Genomic DNA, 21,211 nt, shown 5'->3' with positions numbered 1-21,211 from the left:
GTCTTCACCAACCCCGGCGGGCCGGGCGGCGCCGGCCGCACGTTGCCGATGATCTACCTGAACCGGCCGAAGCTCAGCGAGAACGCCGAAATCGTCGGCATCGACGTGCGCGGCACCGGGGCCAGCGACAACGTCACGTGCGGCGGCTACCAGCACCGGCTCGCGACGGACTGGCGTGACCGGAGCAAGGCCGGCCTGGACCTGCTGTACGGCGGCATGGAGCTGCAGGCGAAGTTCTGCCAGGCCAAGTCCGGCGAACTGGGCCACTACATCACGACCGAGCAGACGGTGCGCGACCTCGACCTGTTGCGTCAGATCCTGGGGCGCGAGAAGGTCAGCTGGCTCGGGTACTCGGCCGGCAGCTGGATGGGCGCCTACTACGCCACCTACTTCCCGAAGACGCTCGACAAGATCGTGCTCGACTCCAACACCGAGTTCACCGAGTCGTGGCAGAAGGTCTTCGACAACCTGCCCGCCGGGGTCGAGCGCCGGTTCCGCGTCGACTACCTGCCGTGGGTGGCGAAGTACGACAACGTGTTCCACCTCGGCAAGACGGCGGAAGAGGTGCGGCAGGCCTACGAACGTACCCGCAAGAACTTGGCTGAGCAGCCCGTCACGCTCCCGGACGGCACCGTCGTGACGCCGGTCCTCCTGGACGCCCTGATCTTCGCAGGGCTCTACGACAAGGACTCCTTCGAACCGACCACGCTTCTGTGGGCACAGATGGCGGGCGGACCGTCGCCGGCCAAGGCGCAGGCGCCCAAGCAGTACCCGGACTACGTGATGGGCACGCAGATGTCGATCATGTGCAACGACACCCCGTTCCGCGGCGACCGGAAGTCGCTGGAGCGAGAGGGAAACCGGAGCGTCAAGCTGTACTCGCTCGTCGGCGGCTACCAGATCACCGGGCCGTGCGCGTGGTGGGACCGGCCGGACGTGCACCTCAAGCGTCCCACCGGCAAGGACGTCTCCTCGGTGCTGATGGTGCAGTCGGTGCGCGACCCCGCCACGCCTCTCGAAGGCGCACAACGGGCACACCACAAGTTCGCGAACTCGCGGATGCTGACCGTGCAGGACGAGGGCGACCACGGCATCTACGGGTTCGGCAACGACTGCGTCGGCGGAGTCGTCGAAAGCTATCTCGTCGACGGTGTGGTGCCCGGCAAGGACCTGAGCTGCCCCGGCGTACCGCTGCCCGCTCCCGGCGAGTCCAAGGGCAACCCGCTCACCAAGGCACGCGAACTGGCGGCTCAGCTCGGCTGGTGAACCTCCAGCACCGCCTCGGACAACGTGGTGTACCAGGCACTCTCGGTGAACCCGGGCCCGGTTTCCTCGCCCAGGTAGAGATCGATGTGCCGGTCACCACCGAGTCCAGGCGTGAACTCGTCGGTGATCTCCCACGGCGAGGACGCGAGCTTCTGGCACACCGCGAAGTCGACGTTCGTCCCCTCCGGCGTCTGTCCACAGGAGACGAGCTTGATCCGTGACCCGGTCTTCAACCCGTCGGCCGCTGCGGAGACGAAGGGCTTCAGGGCCTTGCCGAACGAGTCACGAGGCTCGGTGTCGAGCCAGTAGCCCTTGTCGTAGGACCAGTTGAGGTACCGGCCGGGAGTAGCGGTCCGGCCGGTACCTTCGTCCTTCACGGCCTTCGCGAACGACAGCGGGAAGTTCCCGAGCAGGTCCTTGCCGTTCTCGCAGTCGATGACCTGACATCCGCGCACGGGCACCAGGGTTCCACTGTGGAACGCCTCGACCGCCGTGTAGTAGACGGTGACCTGCCAGCCCTCGTCGGTGGCAGGCGGTGCTGACCCCGTGCCGGCAGAAGAACACCCGGCCAGAGCCAGGACCACCAGCACGAGAGCCCAGCGCACGACAACCTCCTGGACGGCCGGGAGACCTCGCGAGATCTCCCGGCCTCTCTTTCAGATCAGCCGGCCATCACCGTGGCGACGGACGCGAACGTGTAGCCCGCGCTCTTCAACCCCTGAACGGTCTGCTGCAGGTACCCGGTGCCCAGGTACGGGTGGTAGAAGAAGCTCGCGACACCATCATCGACCACCTTGAGCTGTTGCGCCGTCTTGACCAGGTCGGCGGGCAGCCTGGCCGGGTGGTTGTTGAACGGCTCCGGCTCGACGTTGCCCACCGCTTCCGGCGCCACGACGGAGCCGTAGATGTCGCGGACCAGGTACGGGAAGTACTGGCCGTAGATCTTGTCGTACTGCGGCGTACCGGTGCCGCACGCGCCACCTGGGCAGTACCCGCCGAAGTACAGGCCGCGGTCGTAGCGCTTGCCGAAGTTCTGCTGGATGACCTGGTAGTCCACCGCGGACGCGGCGTAGTGCGGCGGCTCGAAGATGGTCGGCTTCGCGAAACCGGCCAGCGCGAACTGCGTCGTCGCCGAGTTGATCCTGCCCTGCGCGTACGAGGCCGAGTCACCGGGCACCGGGCCGTCGTAGATGACGCTGTTGTTCGCGTCCACGTGGGCCATGTAGAACTCGAAGTCGTTGCCACTGCGGCCGTCGTACGGGTTGATGGCCTTCATGAACTGGTGCGTGTAGCCGTGCATCAGGATCGTGCCGCCGCGCTGGGTCATGTACCGCAACGCGTTGACGACCTGCGGCCGCTGCGCGAGGTTCGCCGCCTCGGGAACGCCGTTGTTCTCGGCGCCGAGCGGGTTCTCGAAGCGCGGGTAGACCGCGATGGAGAACGGGATCTTCTGCGCGTACAGGTAGTCCGCGACCGCACGCAGCTCGTTCGGGTCTGCGTCGGGGCCGACGTCCTCGATGCGCACCAGCGCCCGCTTGCGGTCGGCCATCGTCGGATTCGACACGTGGGAGACCAGGTCCGCGGCGGCCAGGTAGCGGTCGCCGTGGTCGACGTAGCTGAACGGGATCTCGCCGATGTAGGTCAGGTTCTTGGCCTTGGTGGCCCAGTTGATCGGCCCGGCCGCCGAACCCGTGGCGATGGCGGGTGCCGACGCGATCGCCGGGTTGGAGATCGAGGTGACCATCAGGCCGGACGGCGTGGCCAGCGGATCGCGGCCGAGATCGGTGTTCTCATAGCGAACCGTGGTCGCCGCGCCGAAGTCGTACCCGACCCAGTTCCAGCCGTAGGTGGTGCTGAAGTTCGGCGCACGAGCGGTGAGCTGCCAGATGTTGTGCGCCATCCACAACACCGGCTTGGTCGTCGCCAGCACGTCGTCGAGGAACGCCACCGGGATCGGCTCGTCGTACGTCGATCCGATGTAGACAACACCCGTGTAGCCCGAGATCTCACCGGCGGTGTACGCGCCGACCGGGTGCATGACGTACGAGCTGCCGTGCGAGACGAGGTTGCCCGCCTGCACCGCGTACGCCTCACCGAGCCACGCCCACGGGCCTGTGTTGTCGTACAGCACCAACGTCTTCTGGCCCGTCTTCGCGCCAGGAGCGCCACCGCCGTTCGTGCCGGTCGCGGCGGCCTGCGCGGTCGCGGAGAGGCCGAGCGTGCCGAGCACCGTCGAGATCACACCGGGCTGGCTGGTGCGCTTCTGGATGCGCGGGCTCGTCGCCGACGGGGTGGCCGACGGCGCGGGCGGCGCGGGGAGCAGGTTCTCGGTGAGCTCGCCCAGGTTCAGGTCGAGCGAGAGATCCGCGGCCTGAGCGGGCGCGGGAAGCATTGACACGCCGAGGGCGACCCCGACTGCCAACTTCAGAAGTCGGCCTTTCATGCCACATCCACCTCTCCCGACATGCGCACGGTCGCGCTGCCGGCGTAAGGAGCGAACTCAACGGGTCGCTGTTGTTGCAGGCCCAGCAGCCAGGCCAGTGCCTGTTCGGTGCGCACCGAGGCGAGCCCGTCGCCGAACGGGTTGCCCTCGGCGGTCATGGCCTCGCGCGCAGAGGGGTTGTCCAGCAACCGGACGGTGAGGTCGATGATCCGTTCGCGGTCGGTGCCGACGAGCACCGCGCAGCCCGCGTTGACGGCCTCCATCCGCTCGGTCACGTCCCGCAGCACCAGCGCCGGGACACCGAACGAGGGCGCCTCCTCCTGGATGCCGCCCGAGTCGGACAGCACCAGCGTGCACTGCGCGAGCAGCCGGGCCATCTGCGCGTACGGCAGCGGGTCGGTGATCGTGACGCGGCCGACTCCACCCAGCGCGTCCGTCACCTGTTGGCGCACAGCGGGATTGGGGTGCGCGGGCAGCACGATCTCCACGTCCGGCCGGGCCTCGACGATGTCCGCCACCGCGCGCAGCACCCGGTCGAGCGGCTCGCCCCAGGACTCGCGGCGGTGCGCGGTGACTAGCACGAGCCGCGACTGTCCTGCGTGGACTCTGTTCTCGATCTCCTGCAGCCTTGCGTCACCGTAGGGCGCTCGCCGGGCGGCCACGTCCAGCACGGCGTCCACCACGGTGTTGCCGATCGTCAGGACGTTGTTGCCCTGCAACGACTCCGCGGCGAGGTGCGCCGTGGCGTCCGCCGTCGGCGCCAGGTGCAACGACGCGAGCTGGCCGACCATCTTGCGGTTCCCCTCTTCTGGGAACGGCGAGGTCAGGTCGTGCGAGCGCAGGCCGGCTTCCAGGTGCACGACCGGGATCTGGTGCCAGAACGCGGCGAGCGCGCCCGCGAGCGTCGTCGTCGTGTCGCCCTGCACGAGCGCCGCGGCCGGCGCGCGTTCGGTGAAGAGCCGGTCGAGCTCCTCGATCAGCTGGCTCGTGAGCTCGGCCTGGCCGCCCGTGACGCGGTTCAGCTTGAGCCGGACGTCCGCCGCGAAGCCGAACGACTCCAGGGCCTGGTCGACCATCTCGGGGTGCTGACCGGAGTTCACCACGACGGGCCGGATGCGCCCGCCCGCGAACATCGCGGCGGCGACCGGTGCCATCTTCACCGCCTCCGGACGAGTTCCGGCCACGAGAAAGACTTCGGGAACCTCTCCCCGATAGAACTGCCTAGGGCCGGGCACCAGGGCACTTGGTCCCATCTTCTACCTCTTTGGACTCTATCCGGGCACGTGCGGCGAACGTGCGCGCCATCTCCGGTCAGCGATTCGATCATCGCTGACAATCAATTGGTATCCGCCTCGCACGGGTACCGCCAGATCGGTGATTCAGCAATGCGAACTTCGTGTAACGAAGCTCCATTCGTCCCCGATATGGCCGGTTGACGCTCCGCTCCACCAGCCCCTAGTCTCGCCTCGAACACCAGCTCCTGGCCCTGCTGTCTGGTATCTCGCACCGGCCCAGCGCTTCGTTACCAGGAGCCAGCAATGACCCAACTTCACCTCAACCAAGTTGTGGTTGTCCCTGCAACCGCTTTTGTAGACAGGTTTGTGTCATGACTGACACGACACAATTCGCGACGTTCATGCTCGTCTTGCTCGTGTTTTGGCCCAGCTACAACCTGGTGCTCGCACTGTTCGTCTGGTGGCGCCCGAAACCGGGTGGACCAGAAGTGCCTTCGCGGCATCCGCTGCAGTACTGGATCATCATTCCGGCACTGAACGAGGAACGTGTTGTGGCGAACACCGTGCGTTCCGCGCTCGCGTTGGACGGCGCGCGCACACCGGTCCAGGTCGTCGTCGTGGACGACGGTTCGGACGACCGCACGCCGCACGTGCTCGCCGAGATCGACGACCACCGCCTGCACGTGCTGAGACGCAACCCGCCGGAAGCCCGAAAGGGCAAAGGTGAGGCGTTGAACCACGCCTTCCGGTACGTCCGCGGCATCGCCGAGGCCGACGGCACGGTGCACCGCACGATCATCGGCGTGATCGACGGCGACGGCCGCGGCGAGCCCGGCATGCTCTCCGAGATCACCTCGTACTTCGGGCAGCGCGGCGTGGGCGCCGTGCAGTGCCGCGTGCGCATCCACAACCGCACCAACCTGCTGGCGTTCCTGCAGGACCTGGAGTTCAGCTGTGTCGTGGACGCCTCGCAGTCGCTGCGCGACGTCGTCGGCACGGTCGGGCTGGGCGGCAACGGCCAGTTCGTGCGGCTCGCCACGTTGATGGAGCTCGGCGACGCGCCGTGGTCCGCCTGCCTGGTCGAGGACCTGGAACTGGGCCTGCGCGTGCACCTGACGGGTCAGCGCATCCGGTACGCCACGCACGCGACGATCACCCAGCAGGGCCTGATCGACGTGAACCGCCTGCTGCGCCAGCGAACGCGGTGGGGCCAGGGCAACCTGCAGTGCCTTCCGTACGTGCCGAAGCTGGTCAAGGCCAAGAACGTGGGATCCGTGGCGCTGCTGGAGTTCCTGCAGTACCTGCTGACGCCGTGGCTGGTCGCGCCGATGACGTTGCTCATCACCGCGTTGGTGGGCTTCGGCTTCTACGCTCAGCTCAGCGGCCACGACTTCGGCGGCATGCCGACGAACACGTCGAACACGGTGCTGGCACTGGGAATCTGGCTGGTCGCGCTGGTGCTGCCCGGCCTGATCTGGGCCGTGGTGCACCGGCTCAAGCACGGCGACGAGCCGTTGTGGCGTTGTCTCGCCGTGGGCCTGGCCTATCCGGGGTTCCTCATCCTGGGCTCGATCTCGACGTTGCGCGCGCTGTACCGCCACTTCGCGGGGCGCAACACGTGGGCGAAGACGGAACGGCTGGCGGAGAAGGAAGTTCCGGCCGCGAAGCCGGTGCCGAAGATCGCCTAGTGGCGTGGCCCGCGCCGCTAGAACGCGCCGGGGTGGGTGCGTCTGCGTCGGGCCGCGTAGACGCCCGCCTCGGTTCTGCGGTCGAAACCGAGCTTGTGCAGCAACGACGACACGTAGTTCTTCACGGTCTTCTCGGCGAGGAACAGCCGGTTGGCGATCTGCCGGTTCGTCATGCCCTCGGCGATGAGGTCGAGGATCCGGCGTTCCTGCGGGCTGAGCGCGGCGTACCGCGGGTCCTCCGCGGGCCCGCCTCTCAGCCGTTGCAACACAGTCGCCGTGACTCCGGCGTGCAGCAGCGAACCACCGGACGCGAGCGTGCGGACGGCGGCCACGAGATCGTTGCCGCTGACCTCTTTCAGCATGTACCCGGACGCGCCGGCCATGATCGCCCCGAACAACGCCTCATCGTCCGAATAGGACGTGAGCATCAGACAGGCCGGTGGCGGTTGCAGCGAGCTTCTGATCTCCCGGCACACCGTCACGCCGTCGCCGTCGGGCAACCGGACGTCGATGATCGCCACATCGGGTTTGAGCCTGGGCGCCAGCGCGATGGCGGCCGTGGCGCTGTCCGCCTGCCCCACCACCTTGATGTCGTCGGCCTGCGCGAGCAGCTGCACCAGCCCGCGCCGCACGATCTCGTGGTCGTCCACCAGCAGCACCGCTATCGCCATGTCGCCTCCTGCAGGACCAGCGGGACGAACCACGTGATGCTCACGCCCGCACCGGGGATCGAGTCCACCGCGCAGTCGCCGTGATGGCGCCGCGCCCGAGCCGCCATGTTCGCCAGTCCCCCGGCGTGATGGGGCACGCCGGCGGAATCTTCAGTCAACGGCAAGCCGCGCCCGTCGTCCTTCACCATGAGCTCCAGCCGCGTCATCGTGCGGTTCACGCTCACGGCCACTGCGACGTGCCGCGCTCTCGCGTGCCGCACCACGTTCGTGAGCGCCTCTCGCAGCGTGGCCAGCAGGTCCGGCCTGAGCTGGTCGGGCACGACGGTGTCGAGCGGGCCCTCGAGCGACACGTCCGGCTCGAAGCCCAGCAACCTCGCGGAGTCGTGGACGGCGTTGAGCAGCTGGCCGCGCAGGCTCGTGCTGCCCGACGGCGGTTCCTGCAGGGAGAAGATGGTTCGGCGGATCTCGCGGATCGTGTGGTCGACCTCCTCCACGAACCCGCTGATCTTCGCGTTCGCACTGGTCAGGCCCTGCAGACCCAGTCCGAGGCCGAAGAGCCGCTGGATGACGAGGTCGTGCAGGTCCCTGGCGATGCGGTCGCGGTCTTCCAGGACCGCGAGGCGTTCGGTGTCGCCCCTGGCCCTGGTGAACTCGAGGACCAGCGCTGCCTGGGCGGCGAAGACCTCGACCAGGTCCTTGTCGTCGAACTTCGGCTCGCCTCTGCGCCGCGCGAGGATCAGGACGCCGATCGTGCGGTCGCCCACGGTCAGCGGAACCACCGCGCACGGCCCCGGCACCGTGGAAACCGTGCCCTCGTCGTGGCACTCGGCCTTGCCCGACTCGTAGACGCGGTAGCTGACCGAGCCGTCGCGCGGGACCTTCATGCCTTCGGCGTCGTAGGTGCCGCCGTCGGTGACCTCGATGACCAGGTCGCCGTTGTAGTCCGGGAGGGCCAGAGCGGCGAAGTGGGCGTCGGCCGTCTGCCTCGCGGTCGTGGCCACCTGGTAGAGCGCGTCCCTGCCGGTGGTGCCGGTCAGGAGGTTGGTGGTGACCTCCGCCGCCGCCCTCAGCCAGGCCTCTCTCCTGCGGGTTCGCTCGTAGCGGTCGAGGTGGCCGATGGCCGAGCCGGCCGCGGTGGCGAGTGCGGTCAGGATGTCCTGGTCCTGGGCCGTGAACTCGGGTTTCCCGGAGAGGAAGAGGTTGGCGAAGGTCTCGTCGTGGACCTTGATGGGCGCGCCGAGGAAATCCGCTACGCCGATCGAGCGCGGGTCACCCGACGTGATGTGCGGCCGGCCGTCGTCGTGGGTGAGTTCCAGGAGCTCCTTGTGCCCGTTGACCACTGCCAACGCGCCGTAAGGAGCCTCGATCAGCTCGCAGGCGGACTCGACCACGTGGTGGAGCAGCTCGGAGAGGCTGTCGTCCCCGGCGAAGGACAGCACGACGTCCAGCACCCGCTGCTCTGTGCTCACGTTGCTGCCCACGGCTTCACCCCTTGGGGGGAGAGAAGTGACACCGCACGAACGACTGAGGGTAACTCCCCAGCGTAGTCAAGGGGGAGACCATCACTGCAAACGGTGAGATTCGGGGCTACTGAGAGTAGAGGGACGTCTCAGTTGGACGGTTCAGCGCAGGCCGACGGTGAAGCCCTCGTCGATCACTCCGCGGTAGATCTGCGGCGCGAACGTCCGCAGCCCCTGGTCGATCGGGGCGATGAAGCCCGCCGAGTCTCCCAACGGCAGCCGGTACCCGTTCTGCACGCGGTGGAACTCCCACAGGGGTTCCATGGTCGGGTGCGCCGGGCGGAAGCGCTGCGGGTCGCGCGGATGCAGGTCCACGCGCACCAAAGTCCGCCTGACCAGGGCGTCTGCCAGCTGAACCGCGCGTTCCCGGGTCCGGGAGATGGAGATGGCGCCCAGTTCCTGCCAGCCCACGGCCCACGGCATGCCCTGCGGGTCGTCGAGGCGGATGCCCTGCGGCTCGATGATGAGCTTGCGCGGGCGGGAGATCGTCTTCCACTTCACCACGGCCATCACGCCGATTCCGGTGAAGGCGATGCCGATGATGCCCGCGATGATCCCGCCGACCGGCTGGCCGTCCGCGAAGGCCGACACGGAACCCACCAGGGCGAGGATGCCGAGGACGCCGGCCACCGAGCCGCCTATCAGGACTTTGCGGGTGTCGCTCTTGCCGAGGTCGATGACGACAGGCGCAGGCGCTCCCCAAGCGGTCATGAAGGCAGGTTACCGCTGATCAACACCTCGGCCGCGGCGAACGGATCGAGCTCGCCGGAGACCACGCGCTTGGCCAGCTGGTCCACCGGGCCGAATCGTGTTCGCACACGTTCGACAGCGATCGCCTCGATCTCGGCACCGGCGCGGCGGAGGCGGCGTTCGAAGAGCTCGCCGTGCGACGCCATCCACGATCGGTGCTCGGCGATCGCCTCGACGACTCGGTCGAGGCCTTCCATCCGCGCGGCCACGGTTTTCACGACCGGTGCGCGCCACAGCGGCCCCTCGCGGTCGCGCCGGCCCAGCGAGATCATGTACTTGAGGTCGCGGGCGGTCTGATCCGCGCCGTCGCGGTCCGCCTTGTTGACCACGAACACGTCCGCGATCTCGAGGATGCCCGCCTTGGCGGCTTGGATGCCGTCGCCCATGCCCGGTGCGAGCAGGACCAAGGTCGTGTCGGCCAGCGCGACGATCTCCACCTCGGACTGACCGACGCCGACCGTTTCCACGAGGATCACGTCGAAGCCGGCCGCGTCCAGCACGCGCAACGCCTGCGGAGTCGCCCAGGACAGCCCGCCCAGGTGCCCACGCGTGGCCATGGAGCGGATGAAGACGCCTGGATCGGTGGCGTGGTCGCCCATGCGAACGCGGTCGCCGAGCAGTGCGCCGCCGGAGAACGGGCTCGACGGGTCGACGGCGACCACCGCGACCCGCTTGCCCTGCTCCCGATAAGCACGCACGAGGGCGTTGGTGGAAGTCGACTTGCCGACACCGGGGGCGCCCGTGATGCCGACGACCTGGGCGTTGCCGGTGTGCGGAGCCAGCGCCGCAGCCACTTCCGGCAGCTGGGAACTCCCCTGCTCCACCAGGGAGATCAGCCTGGCGACCGCGCGCGGTTCGCCGTCACGCGCGCGGTCGACCAGTCCTGCTACGTCAACAGCCTTGGCCACACCAAGAACACTAGGCCTTGGAGGGCACGCGGATGATCAGAGCGTCGCCCTGACCACCACCACCGCACAGAGCCGCGGCACCCACGCCGCCGCCACGCCGCTGCAGCTCGAGAGCGAGGTGCAGGGCGATGCGGGCGCCGGACATGCCGATCGGGTGGCCCAGCGCGATGGCGCCGCCGTTGACGTTGACCTTGTCCTCGGAGATTCCGAGCTCACGGGTCGACACGATGCCGACCGCCGCGAACGCCTCGTTGATCTCGACCAGGTCGAGGTCGGCGGGCGAGATGCCCTCCTTGGCGCAGGCGGCCTTGATGGCGTTGGACGGCTGCTCGTGCAGCGAGGCGTCGGGGCCCGCGACGACGCCGTGGGCGCCGATCTCCGCGATCCACTCCAGGCCCAGTTCCTCGGCCTTGGCCTTGCTCATCACGACGACGGCCGCGGCGCCGTCCGAGATCTGCGACGCCGAACCCGCGGTGATGGTGCCGTCCGCGGCGAAAGCCGGGCGCAGCTTGCCGAGCGACTCGGCGGTCGTCTCGGCGCGCACACCCTCGTCCGTGTCGAACAGCACCGGGTCGCCCTTGCGCTGCGGGATCGCGACCGGCGCGATCTCCTGCGCGAAGACGCCGTTCCCGACGGCCTTCGCGGCGAGCTGGTGCGAACGAGCGGAGAACGCGTCCTGCTCCTCGCGCGTCACGCCGTAGCGGCCGTTGTACTTCTCGGTCGACGTGCCCATCGCGACCTGGTCGAACGCGCAGAACAGGCCGTCGTGCGCCATGTGGTCCTGCAGCGTCACGTCGCCGTACTTGAACCCGCTGCGCGACTTCGGCAGCAGGTGCGGCGCCTGGGTCATCGACTCCTGGCCACCCGCGACGACGATGTCGAACTCACCGGCGCGAATCAGCTGATCTGCCAACGCGATGGCGTCGATGCCGGAGAGGCACACCTTGTTGATGGTCAGCGCAGGCACGCTCATCGGGATGCCGGCGGCCACCGCGGCCTGGCGGGCGGGAATCTGGCCCGCTCCTGCGGTGAGCACCTGACCCATGATCACGTACTGCACCTGCTCGGGAGCCACGCCCGCGCGTTCCAGTGCCGCCTTGATCGCGACGCCACCCAGCTGGGCGCCGGAGAAATCCTTGAGCGATCCGAGCAGTCGCCCCATCGGGGTGCGCGCCCCGGCGACGATCACGGAACCGGACACAGCTGCCTCCATGGAAGAGCGAACGGTCGTTAACTAGGCACCATACCTGTGGCTACTGGGCGGTAATCGTGTGAGACCCCGCACAGGAGCACCTGCACCGATCGAGTAGATACCCTCCCCGCTATGAACGCAGAACTCGCTCGATTCGTGACCGCGATCGACCATGTGGGCATCGCGGTGCCCGACCTCGACGTGGCCATCGCGTTCTACCGCGACAACTTCGGCCTCGAGGTCGCCCACGTTGAGGTCAACGAGGAACAGGGTGTGCGCGAGGCGATGCTGCACGCGCCCGGCGACCACGACGGCACCGCGATCCAGCTGCTGGCGCCGCTCAACGAGGACTCGACGATCGCCAAGTTCATCGGCCGCTCGGGTCCCGGCCTGCAGCAGCTCGCCTACCGGGTGTCCGATGTGGACGTTGCGGCGGACGTGCTGCGGGAGAAGGGCCTGCGTCTGCTCTACGACAAGGCGAGGCGCGGCACGTCGAACAGCCGCGTCAACTTCGTGCACCCCAAGGACGCGGGCGGCGTGCTCATTGAGCTGGTCGAACCTGCAGCGCACTAGCCACGAACTTCAGTTCGCGGTCGATCGGATCGTCCTCGTCGCTGTGCCGTGCCACCGAGTGCCGGTAGCTCACGGCCAGCGCGAGGAGTGCCGCGGCCGCTTCGACGTCCTTGATCGCCACCGCTGCCCCGCCCGCGGCCAGGATGACCTGTTTGATCTGCGCCGCCACGTTGTCGTAGCGCGCCTGCATGGCATCGCGGACAGCCGAATGCGTATCCGCTTCACGCCACAGCAGGTGCGACAGCAGCGGTGAGGCGTTCAAGCGCGCGTCAAGAGCCGCGACCAGCCTTCTGAGCGATTCGGCGATGTCTCCCACCACTACGACCCGGCGGTGGTCGACCGTGCTGTCCGGCAGTCGCGCGACGAGCGCCGCCAGCAGGTCCCGCTTGCGGTTGAAGTAGTAGTGCACCAGGCCTTTGGGCACGCCGGCGCGTTCGGCGATGCGCGAGGTCGGGGTGGCGTCGAAGCCGGAGTCGGCGAACAGCTCCTCGGCCGCGGCAAGGATGCGCTCCTTGGCCGAGTCCTCCACGCGTTCCTCCACGGGTGTGTGGGCCCAAGAAGCTCCTGGGCCCACAGGTTTGCTCAACTGATCAGTGCGGTTGCGCCGCGGCCGAGTGTGCGGCATTCGCGGCGGGCATCGCCAGCGCCCCCGCGGCAACGGTGAGAACGCCACCGATCCAGGACGCCCACGAGGCGGCCATCATGTCGGTGTAGCTCATCACCCACGGCGAGATGAACAGCAGTGCTCCGAGCACCATCTGCACGTACTCGCCGTAGATCATCGCGGGCATGGCGAGGTCGACGAGTCCGTCGATCGCGATGAGCGCGCCGAGCACGATCATCGTCCACATGGCCGCGTTCGAGGTGTCCACTGCGAGCGGAGACAGCAGCACCAGCACGCCGATAGCCACCTCGGCCCAGTCCTGCCACCTGGTCCACGCCTTGGTCATCTCCACCACCTCCTCCTTCTCGGACACTCCCAATGCTCCTCCTTGGTTGGCCGCCCGGTCAACTCTTCCGAGTGGAATCCCTCACAAGCAGGATTCTGAATCGGTTACTCCTGAGTAACCTCCGGCAACCTGCGACTATCCCTCACTCGGGAAGGAATGCCGCCGTGCAGAAGATCCTTGACGCGATCCTGGCTGACGAGCTGGACGCGATCGGTTCCTTGGACGTTCCGGAGAGCTATCGGGGCGTGACAGTGCACGCGGACGAGGCCGACATGTTCTCGGGCCTCGAGACGCGGGACAAGGACCCGCGCAAGTCGCTGCACGTCGACGAGGTCGCCACGCCGGAGCTCGGTCCCGGCGAGGCGCTCGTGGCCGTCATGGCCTCCGCGATCAACTACAACACCGTGTGGACCTCGATCTTCGAGCCGGTGTCCACGTTCGGCTTCCTGCGCAAGCTCGGCGGTCGCCACGACCTGCCGTACCACGTCGTCGGATCCGACCTGGCCGGCGTCGTCGTGCGGGTCGGCCCCGGCGTCACCGCGTGGAAGCCGGGCGACCGCGTCGTGGCGCACTGTCTGGACGTGCCACTGGAGGCGCCGGACGGGCACAACGACACGATGCTCGACCCGCAGCAGCGGATCTGGGGCTTCGAGACGAACTTCGGTGGCCTCGCGGACCTCGCGCTGGTGAAGTCGAACCAGCTGATGCCGATGCCGAAGCACCTCACGTGGGAGGAAGCGGCGTCGCCGGGTCTGGTGAACTCCACCGCGTACCGGCAGCTGGTCTCCACCAACGGCGCGAACATGAAGCAGGGCGACACCGTCCTGATCTGGGGCGCGTCCGGTGGTCTGGGTTCGTACGCCACGCAGTTCGCGTTGAACGGTGGCGCCACCCCGGTTTGCGTCGTCTCCTCGCCGGAGAAGGCGGAGATCGTTCGTTCCATGGGCGCCGAGCTGATCATCGATCGGTCCGCGGAGGGCTACAAGTTCTGGAAGAACGAGAACGAGCAGGACCCGCGCGAGTGGAAGCGGTTCGGCGCGCGCATCCGTGAGCTGACCGGTGGCGAGGACCCGGACATCGTGTTCGAGCACCCCGGCCGCGAGACGTTCGGCGCTTCGGTCTTCGTGGCGCGCAAGGGCGGCAAGATCGTGACGTGTGCGTCGACCTCCGGGTACATGCATCAGTACGACAACCGCTACCTCTGGATGAACCTGAAGAGCATCATCTCCTCGCACTTCGCGAACTACCGCGAGGCGTGGGAGGCGAACCGCTTGATCGCCAAGGGAAAGATCCACCCGACAGTGTCCAAGGTGTACTCATTGGACGAAACGGGCCAGGCCGCGCACGACGTGCACCGCAACGCGCACCAGGGCAAGGTCGGCGTGCTGTGCCTTGCGCCGGAAGAGGGTCTGGGTGTGTTGGATCACGAACTGCGCGCGCAGCACCTCACGGCTATCAACCGATTCCGGGGTGTGTGACCTTCTGGGGTTACCCGAACGGGTAGCGTGAGGGGTATGGGCCCCCTCGCCGACGACCGTGACCTCGTCCCTCTGGGATCCGGCTTCGACATCGTCAAGCGCGGTTACGACCGCGCCCAGGTCGAGGACCATCTCGAACGCCTCGACTCGGATCTGCGGCTGCTGGCCGCGGACCGCGATGCCGCCGTGTCCCAGACGTCCGATCTGGCGCGCCAGCTGGAAGCCGCACGCTCGGAGATCACCGAGATGCGCAACCAGGTGGAGCGCCTGTCGCTGCCGCCGACGACGCTGGAGGGGCTCTCCGAGCGCCTCCAGCGCATGCTGCGGCTGGCCCAGGACGAGGCCAACGAGATCAAGGCCCGTGCCGAAGCGGAGGGCGGGCACATCCGCGCCAAGGCGGAAGCCGACGCGGGTGTGCTCCGTCAGCGCTACGAGAAGCTGATCCTCGAGCTGGACGAGCGCCGTGCCGCCATGGAGGCCGAGCACAAGGGCGTTCTGGCGACGGCGCGCGCCGAAGCGGAGAAGATCGTCTCCGAGGCCGAGGCCGCCGCTCGCAAGATCGCCGACGAGTCCGAGGCGCGCCGCGTGACCGTCGAGGAGGACTTCGAGATCGCGATGGCCGCCCGCCGTTCCGAGGCGATGGCCACCCTGGCCCAGCAGGAGGCGACCTCGAAGGCCGAGGCCGACCGCCGCACCCGCGAGGCAGCCGAGGAAGCGGCTCGCGTGCGCGCCGCGATCGCAGCCGAGCAGGCGTCGTCGAAGGCCGAGGCCGAACGCCGCATCCGCGAGGCCACCGAAGAGGCTAACCGCCGCCGCCACGACGCGATCACCGAGGCCACCGCCCGCATCCAGGAAGCCACGGACGAGTCGAACCGCCGAGTCCGCGAGGCCACCGAGGAAGCCAACCGCCGCACCACCGCCGCCACCCAGCGCGTCGAGCAGCTCCGCAACCTCCGCAACCGCCTCTCGCACCAGCTGCACGGCGTGCGGACGGCACTGCAGGACGTCGTGCCGCTCCTCGACCCGGTGGAGGAGGAGAAGGCGCCGGCCGCGTTGCCGGCCCAGCCCGCACCCGCTCAGGCTGCTCCGCCCGCGCCGCCCGCCGCACCTGCTCCGGCCCAGCCCGCCGCTCAGGCCCAGCCCGCTGCTCAGGCCCAGCCTGCTCCGGCACAGCCCGCTGCTCCGCAGGCCGCGCCGAACAAGCCCGCCGAGGCGCCGCAGGTCGACGGCCCGACGGCCAATCTCAAGCGTCCGCAGCCCTCGAAGAAGTGATCTCGTAGATCGCCGGCATCGGCATCGCGCCCAGCGAGTCGAAGTCCGCGTGATGCCCTGCCGCGATCAACGCACGTGACACGAACGTCCCGTGCGACCCCACCAGCACGGTCGCGTCCGGGTACTCGGCGGCGATGCGCGCCAACGCTTTCCTGACCCGGACGGTGAAGGTGTCGAGGCTCTCCCCCGACCCGTGCGCGAAACCGGGGTTCGCCCAGCTGTGGGCGACGAGCGGCACCCAGTCGGCACTCGGAATCAGTCCCGACTCCCACTCCCGCAGCTCCGGCCACGTGATCACCGGGAGTCCCAGTGCGTCGGCGGCCGGTGCGACGGTCTGCACCGCGCGCAACTGCGGGCTCGACAGCACCACCGCGGGCGCGAACTCCACCAGCCGCGGCACCAACTCCTGAGCTGCCACCAGCCCGTCCGCGCGCAGCGGTCGCTCATCAGAGTCGGGCACCCCGAACTGCGGTCGCACGGACTGTGCATGGCGCACGAATACGATTCGAGTCGGCATACCACTCATCATGGGGGAAATGATGTTCGTGAGGTCGTTGGCCGACGGCGCTGAGCTGCGCCCGTTGGAACCGTGGCAGGCAGAGGAGTTCTTCGCGCACATCGAGCGCGGCCGGGAGTTCATCGCGACGCACATCGCGTTCGCGGACAAGGCGAAGGATCTCGAGAGCGCACGGGGCCTGCTGCAGGCCTACGCGGACAACAAGGCCGCGGACAAGGCACGCATCTACGGCATCTGGCTCGACGAGAAGCTGGTCGGCGGCGTGATGCTGCGCGAGATGGACGTGAGCACGGGGCGCGCCGAGGTCGGGTGCTGGCTGGAACCGAGCGCCACCGGCAAAGGGCTGGTGACCAAGGCCGCGAAGGTCCTGATCGACTGGGCGATTCGCGAGCGCGGCATCCATCGGGTTGAGTGGCTGGTGTCGCCGGAGAACGCGCCCAGCATCGCGGTCGCGCGGCGGCTCGGGCTGACCAAGGAAGGCGTGCTGCGCTCGTACTACCCGCTGCGAGGGGTTCGGCAGGACCTCGAGGTGTGGTCGGTGCTGGCGCCGGAGTGGGAGAGCTGATGGACCTGGTGCTGCTGCACGCCTTTCCGCTCGACGCGCGGATGTGGGACGTGCCGGGCGCGCTGACGCCGAACCTGCGAGGCCACGGCGAACCGGACCTCGACACGCTCGCGCGGCAAGTCCTCGACCAAGTGGGCGACGAGGTGGTGCTCGGCGGATGCTCGATGGGCGGCTACGTGGCGATGGCCGTGCTCAGGCGCGCGCCGGAACGCGTGAAAGGCCTGGTTCTCGTCGACACCAAGCACACGGCGGACGCTCCGGAAGCCGTGCGGAACCGGCTCACGATGGCCGAGCGGGTCGAACGGGAAGGTGTCGGCGAGTGGCTCGCGGACGCGATGCTGCCGAACCTGCTCAGCCCGAACGCCTCACCGCAAGCGCAGGCGCTGACGCGTTCCATGATCCTCGAGCAACGCCAGGAGGACGTGGCGTGGTGGCAGCGCGCGATGGCAAAACGTCCCGATTCCGCTGACGTGCTCGGCAAAGCGGACATCCCGGCGCTCGTGATCGCAGGCGAGCTGGACCCGATCATGCCACCGGAGATCACCGAGCAACTGGTGGATGTGTTGCCGCGCAGCACTTTCGTCGAAATGCCCGGCGTCGCTCACCTGCCACCGGTCGAGCAGCCCGAGCAGTTCCGGCAAGAACTGGAGCGCTGGCTCACCAGCGCCGTGCGGTAGGGCCGCGGCGACCACGGGAGTCCCAGCAACCCTGGTGCCAGTGACGACGTTCCTCGACCGAGCCGGTCTCCTGCGCCGGCCAGGCGACGACGTGCGGCGTGCCGGGGTGGATCTCGTGGTCGCAGCCGGGGCAGCGATAGGTCTTCTGAGCCTGCGCACCCGAGATGGCGCGCACCAGCCACTCGCCGTCCGGCCCCGACTCCGCACGGGCCCAGCCGACGCCGCCACCGAGGGGCCGTGGGTCTTCGTTCTTGGGCGCGTTACGACGAGGCACGACCACACGGTAACCGCTCCTAGAATGAGCCCGTGCCGACCTACGAGTTCCGCTGCCGAACCTGCGACGACACCTTCGAACTGCAGCGCCCCATGAGCGAGTCGTCCGCGCCCGCGAACTGCCCCGACGGCCACCCCGACACGGTCAAGCTGCTGTCGATGGCCGGAATCAGCGGTACTCAGCAACAGCCTGCGGGTGGGGGCGGCGGCTGCTGTGGTGGCGGCTGCTGCGGATCCTGAGCAGGTAGAGCAGGCTCGCCACCAGCAACGCGGCAGCCAGCGGCACGTGCAGCGCCGCGAGGTGGAACACCCCGAGGTACACCTGAGCGGTCATCAACGCCAGGAAGCCGAGCGCGTACCAAATGGCCTGCGCACGCCGCGTGAGCAGAGCGACGACGACGTGGGCGACCGTCACGACCCACAACGTGTACGAACCCGCACTGTGGAAAACGTGGCCGTACGGGAGCGTCATCTTCAGCCCGGCGGTGATCGACTGCACGAAGATCAGCGCGGTCTGCAGGGCGACGGTGGTAGCCAGAAGTCTCATGACCATCCGACGAGACAGCCGCCAGGAACGTGACCGGTCAGGACGTCTCGCGGTCGATCATCACCTCAGCGACCTTGCGCCCCTGGTCGCAAACGGACCCGAACTTGCCGGACGAGTCGATGATGATGATCCCGAGCCCACCACCGTCATACGGCACAACGAGCACGCACGAGGGTTCGACGTCCTGCTCACCGGTGCGGTCGAGGTACGTGACCTTGTGGCCCTTCACGTCCCAGTCGCCGGTGGTCCGCTCGATCGTGATCTGCCGCCCCTCCCGGAACCGCAGCGACACCCCGACCTCAACGTTGTCGATCTTCGTCGTCCACCGGCACGACTGGTCGAACGTCGAGTCGTAGTTGATCTGCGTTGGCGGCGTCTCGGCCTTGGCTCCCGGGTACGGCAGGTCCGTCCACTTGAGCTTCGCGCAGACCCCCTGCACCTCACCGTCGATCGGCGCGCTCGAAGGATCCTCCGACGAACTCGGGTCGGTCGAACCCTCCTGGTCGAACGGCGACCCGGCATCGAGCGGCGCTTGCGCGACGGGACTGCCCTCAACGGTCACCCTGGCACAGCCGGAAGCGAGCACGAGGACAGCCAACAGGAGCACCATTCGCCGCATGGCCACCACCATGCCAGACGACACATGGTGCTCCTGTTAGCGGCTCACGAGTAGTCGCGGAATCCCTTGCCGGTTTTCCGCCCAAGACGCCCAGCCGTGACCAGGTGCTCCAGCAACGGCGCCGGCGCGAACCCGGGCTCCCGGAACTCGTTGTAGAGCGTCCGCTGAATCGCCAGCGACACATCCAGCCCCACCACGTCCAGCAGCGCGAACGGCCCCATCGGCAGCCCACAACCGACCTTCATCGCGTTGTCGATGTCGTCGGCCTCGGCGTAATGCGCCTCCAGCATCTTCACCGCGTCGTTGAGGTACGGGAAGAGCAGCGCGTTGACGATGAACCCGGCCACGTCACCGCAGTGCACCGGGTGCTTGCCGAGATCCAGGCAGATCTTCCGGGCCGTGGCGACCACGTCCGCCTGCGTGGAGATCGTCTCGACGACCTCCACCAGCTTCATGACCTGAGCCGGGTTGAAGAAGTGCAGGCCGACCACGTCCTCGGGCCTGCTGGTGGCCGCCGCGATCTCGATGACCGGCAGCGACGAAGTGGTCGTCGCGAGCACCGCACCAGGCTTGCAAGCCTCGTCGAGCGCCGCGAAGACCTCCTTCTTGATCCCGATCTCCTCGGCAACCGCCTCAACCACCAGATCGCAGTCCGCCAACTCCACGAACTCCACCGCAGGCGCGATCCGCCCCAAGATCGCATCGCGATCCTGCTCAGCCAGCCTGCCCTTGGAAACCGCCCGATCCAACGACTTCCGCACGCCCCCGATCGCCGCCTGGGCCTTCTCCAAACTCCGGGCACGCAACACGACGTCGTACCCGCGCTTGGCGAACACCTCGGCAATACCGGTGGCCATCGTGCCAGTGCCGATGACACCGACCCGCTGAATCTCACGCACCTGCACCGCACTGTCCACTTCGGACGGCGTCAGCGCATCCTCGACGACCACCGGCGAGTCGGGCCCGTCATACGTGTAGAACCCACGCCCGGTCTTCCGCCCCAGCAGCCCCGCCGTGATCATCTGCTTCAGCAACGGCGCCGGCGCATGCAGCCGATTCCGCGACTGGTGGTACATCGTGTCAAGGATCTCGTAGGCCGTATCAAGGCCGATGAGGTCCAGCAACGCCAACGGCCCCATGGGATACCCACACCCATAACGCATGGCCGCATCCAAGTCCTCGCGCGTCGCGTACTTGGCCTCCAGCATCTTCACCGCGTGGTTGAGATACGGGAACAGCAACGCGTTGGCGATGAACCCGGCCCGGTCCCCGATCACGACCGGCGACTTGCCCAGCCGCTCGGTGAACGCCACCACATCAGTGATCACGTCCGGCTCGGTGACAACCGTCCGCACGACCTCAACCAGCTTCAACACCTGCGTGGGGTTGAAGAAGTGCAGCCCGACGACCTTGCCGGGCCGCTTGGTCACCACCCCGATCTCAGTGATCGACAGCGACGACGTGTTGGACGCGATGATCGCCTCAGGCTTCAGCACCTCATCAAGCGCCTTGAAAATCCGGCTCTTGAGCTCAACGCTCTCCGGCACGGCCTCGATCACCAGATCGCAGTCCGAGAGGCTGCTCAACTCGAGCGAAGTGGAAACGCGCCCCTGAAGCGCACTCTTCTCGTCCTCAGTGAGCTTCTCCCGCTTAACGGCCCGCAACGTCGAGTGCTCAAGGTGCCCAAGCCCCCGCTCAACGCCAGCCGCGTCGACCTCCACCACCTTCACCGAAAGCCCGGTGCGCGCAAGTACCTCCACAATGCCCGCGCCCATCGTCCCGAAGCCGACGACACCGACGGTGCTGATTTCGCGCGCCACTGCAGACCTCCCTGCGGGGTAAAGCGTGGGCTACCAATGAGTAACTTGCGGGCGACTATGCCACTCCCAACACAAACCGGCGCCGTGAGCTTCGCCATCAGGATCGAAACAGTTATCGGTCCAGCAAACGCCTAGAACCAAGGTAGTACCAGGTCACCCCAGGTGGCCGAACGAAGCTTGAGCCATCCGTGCACCCCGACCCGCCACGGCGGCCAAGCGATGGCGCAGCCGAGCAGTACCGATGGCG

General features: G+C 68.0%; 23 protein-coding genes. 8 read left to right on the top strand and 15 right to left on the bottom strand.

The window, feature by feature from the left end:
- Nucleotides 1-1,266: alpha/beta hydrolase (locus tag UK23_RS41755; protein ID WP_045317343.1), on the top strand; the 1,266-nt coding region annotated here is incomplete at its 5' end.
- On the opposite strand, the gene UK23_RS41750 is transcribed toward UK23_RS41755, so the two are convergent.
- The 3 genes from UK23_RS41750 to wecB are packed head-to-tail and all read right to left on the bottom strand — an operon-like array spanning nt 1,251 to nt 4,962.
- Nucleotides 1,251-1,871, bottom strand: coding sequence for a hypothetical protein (locus tag UK23_RS41750; protein WP_052685508.1), 621 nt, complete (start codon nt 1,869-1,871; stop codon nt 1,251-1,253). The genes UK23_RS41755 and UK23_RS41750 overlap by 16 nt on opposite strands.
- Before the next feature lie 56 nt (nt 1,872-1,927).
- The gene (locus UK23_RS41745; RefSeq protein WP_231114915.1) at nt 1,928-3,709 is read right to left on the bottom strand and encodes a DUF2334 domain-containing protein; all 1,782 of its coding nucleotides are present in this window, start codon (nt 3,707-3,709) and stop codon (nt 1,928-1,930) included.
- Nucleotides 3,706-4,962: a non-hydrolyzing UDP-N-acetylglucosamine 2-epimerase gene (gene wecB, locus UK23_RS41740; protein ID WP_045317342.1), complete on the bottom strand. Its 1,257-nt coding sequence runs from the start codon at nt 4,960-4,962 to the stop codon at nt 3,706-3,708. Before wecB ends, UK23_RS41745 begins: the two co-directional genes overlap by 4 nt.
- Before the next feature lie 353 nt (nt 4,963-5,315).
- Between wecB and UK23_RS41735 the strand changes: the two genes are divergently transcribed.
- Nucleotides 5,316-6,632 (top strand): glycosyltransferase family 2 protein, encoded by a 1,317-nt coding sequence (locus tag UK23_RS41735; protein WP_045317341.1) that lies wholly within the window; start codon nt 5,316-5,318, stop codon nt 6,630-6,632.
- Between the two features lie 17 nt (nt 6,633-6,649).
- On the opposite strand, the gene UK23_RS41730 is transcribed toward UK23_RS41735, so the two are convergent.
- From UK23_RS41730 to UK23_RS41710, 5 genes are all read right to left on the bottom strand, one after another.
- Nucleotides 6,650-7,303, bottom strand: a complete 654-nt coding sequence (locus UK23_RS41730; RefSeq protein WP_045317340.1) for a response regulator — start codon at nt 7,301-7,303, stop codon at nt 6,650-6,652.
- Nucleotides 7,294-8,784: a GAF domain-containing sensor histidine kinase gene (locus UK23_RS41725; RefSeq protein WP_052685507.1), complete on the bottom strand. Its 1,491-nt coding sequence runs from the start codon at nt 8,782-8,784 to the stop codon at nt 7,294-7,296. The genes UK23_RS41730 and UK23_RS41725 overlap by 10 nt, the downstream gene beginning before the upstream one ends.
- 141 nt (nt 8,785-8,925) lie before the next feature.
- Nucleotides 8,926-9,534 (bottom strand): hypothetical protein, encoded by a 609-nt coding sequence (locus tag UK23_RS41720; protein WP_045317339.1) that lies wholly within the window; start codon nt 9,532-9,534, stop codon nt 8,926-8,928.
- A complete protein-coding gene (gene meaB / locus UK23_RS41715; RefSeq protein WP_045317338.1) occupies nt 9,531-10,481 on the bottom strand; it encodes a methylmalonyl Co-A mutase-associated GTPase MeaB in 951 nt (316 codons plus the stop codon). The genes UK23_RS41720 and meaB overlap by 4 nt, the downstream gene beginning before the upstream one ends.
- 10 nt (nt 10,482-10,491) lie before the next feature.
- Nucleotides 10,492-11,682, bottom strand: coding sequence for an acetyl-CoA C-acetyltransferase (locus UK23_RS41710; RefSeq protein WP_045317337.1), 1,191 nt, complete (start codon nt 11,680-11,682; stop codon nt 10,492-10,494).
- A gap of 123 nt (nt 11,683-11,805) precedes the next feature.
- Here UK23_RS41710 and mce point away from each other — a divergent pair, with 123 nt between their 5' ends.
- Nucleotides 11,806-12,246 carry a methylmalonyl-CoA epimerase gene (gene mce, locus UK23_RS41705; RefSeq protein ID WP_045317336.1) on the top strand — a complete coding sequence of 147 codons (441 nt, stop codon included), beginning with the start codon at nt 11,806-11,808 and terminating at the stop codon, nt 12,244-12,246.
- On the opposite strand, the gene UK23_RS41700 is transcribed toward mce, so the two are convergent.
- On the bottom strand, nt 12,215-12,775 hold the full coding sequence (locus tag UK23_RS41700; RefSeq protein WP_231114914.1) for a TetR/AcrR family transcriptional regulator: 561 nt from the start codon (nt 12,773-12,775) through the stop codon (nt 12,215-12,217). The two genes, mce and UK23_RS41700, sit on opposite strands and share 32 nt — an antisense overlap.
- 61 nt (nt 12,776-12,836) lie before the next feature.
- The gene (locus UK23_RS41695) at nt 12,837-13,196 is read right to left on the bottom strand and encodes an SPW repeat domain-containing protein (RefSeq protein ID WP_045317348.1); all 360 of its coding nucleotides are present in this window, start codon (nt 13,194-13,196) and stop codon (nt 12,837-12,839) included.
- A gap of 164 nt (nt 13,197-13,360) precedes the next feature.
- Here UK23_RS41695 and ccrA point away from each other — a divergent pair, with 164 nt between their 5' ends.
- On the top strand, nt 13,361-14,674 hold the full coding sequence (gene ccrA / locus UK23_RS41690) for a crotonyl-CoA carboxylase/reductase (RefSeq protein WP_045317334.1): 1,314 nt from the start codon (nt 13,361-13,363) through the stop codon (nt 14,672-14,674).
- A 36-nt stretch (nt 14,675-14,710) separates the two neighbouring features.
- A complete protein-coding gene (locus tag UK23_RS41685) occupies nt 14,711-15,946 on the top strand; it encodes a chromosome segregation protein (protein ID WP_045317333.1) in 1,236 nt (411 codons plus the stop codon).
- On the opposite strand, the gene UK23_RS41680 is transcribed toward UK23_RS41685, so the two are convergent.
- Nucleotides 15,918-16,442, bottom strand: coding sequence for a histidine phosphatase family protein (locus UK23_RS41680; protein ID WP_196778125.1), 525 nt, complete (start codon nt 16,440-16,442; stop codon nt 15,918-15,920). The two genes, UK23_RS41685 and UK23_RS41680, sit on opposite strands and share 29 nt — an antisense overlap.
- A gap of 40 nt (nt 16,443-16,482) precedes the next feature.
- Between UK23_RS41680 and UK23_RS41675 the strand changes: the two genes are divergently transcribed.
- Complete coding sequence (locus tag UK23_RS41675; RefSeq protein ID WP_231114913.1) at nt 16,483-17,028, top strand: GNAT family N-acetyltransferase; 546 nt, start codon at nt 16,483-16,485, stop codon at nt 17,026-17,028.
- Nucleotides 17,028-17,705 carry an alpha/beta fold hydrolase gene (locus UK23_RS41670; RefSeq protein ID WP_196778124.1) on the top strand — a complete coding sequence of 226 codons (678 nt, stop codon included), beginning with the start codon at nt 17,028-17,030 and terminating at the stop codon, nt 17,703-17,705. Before UK23_RS41675 ends, UK23_RS41670 begins: the two co-directional genes overlap by 1 nt.
- On the opposite strand, the gene UK23_RS41665 is transcribed toward UK23_RS41670, so the two are convergent.
- A complete protein-coding gene (locus UK23_RS41665) occupies nt 17,686-17,979 on the bottom strand; it encodes a hypothetical protein (protein WP_082115413.1) in 294 nt (97 codons plus the stop codon). The genes UK23_RS41670 and UK23_RS41665 overlap by 20 nt on opposite strands.
- Before the next feature lie 32 nt (nt 17,980-18,011).
- On the opposite strand from UK23_RS41665, the gene UK23_RS50895 reads away from it, so the two are divergent.
- Nucleotides 18,012-18,218 carry an FmdB family zinc ribbon protein gene (locus tag UK23_RS50895; protein ID WP_082115410.1) on the top strand — a complete coding sequence of 69 codons (207 nt, stop codon included), beginning with the start codon at nt 18,012-18,014 and terminating at the stop codon, nt 18,216-18,218.
- On the opposite strand, the gene UK23_RS41660 is transcribed toward UK23_RS50895, so the two are convergent.
- The 3 genes from UK23_RS41660 to UK23_RS41650 are packed head-to-tail and all read right to left on the bottom strand — an operon-like array spanning nt 18,148 to nt 20,964.
- Entirely contained in the window at nt 18,148-18,525 is a 378-nt protein-coding gene (locus tag UK23_RS41660; RefSeq protein ID WP_045317345.1) for a hypothetical protein, read from the bottom strand. The genes UK23_RS50895 and UK23_RS41660 overlap by 71 nt on opposite strands.
- Nucleotides 18,526-18,562: 37 nt before the next feature.
- Complete coding sequence (locus UK23_RS41655; RefSeq protein ID WP_045317344.1) at nt 18,563-19,144, bottom strand: hypothetical protein; 582 nt, start codon at nt 19,142-19,144, stop codon at nt 18,563-18,565.
- A gap of 44 nt (nt 19,145-19,188) precedes the next feature.
- Nucleotides 19,189-20,964 (bottom strand): 3-hydroxyacyl-CoA dehydrogenase family protein, encoded by a 1,776-nt coding sequence (locus UK23_RS41650; RefSeq protein ID WP_045317330.1) that lies wholly within the window; start codon nt 20,962-20,964, stop codon nt 19,189-19,191.
- Nucleotides 20,965-21,211: the final 247 nt, after the last annotated feature.

Origin of the sequence: Lentzea aerocolonigenes (assembly GCF_000955955.1) — a bacterium.
GTDB classification, from domain to species: Bacteria; Actinomycetota; Actinomycetes; order Mycobacteriales; family Pseudonocardiaceae; genus Lentzea; species Lentzea aerocolonigenes_A.
This window is presented reverse-complemented; position numbering and strand designations above follow the sequence as displayed.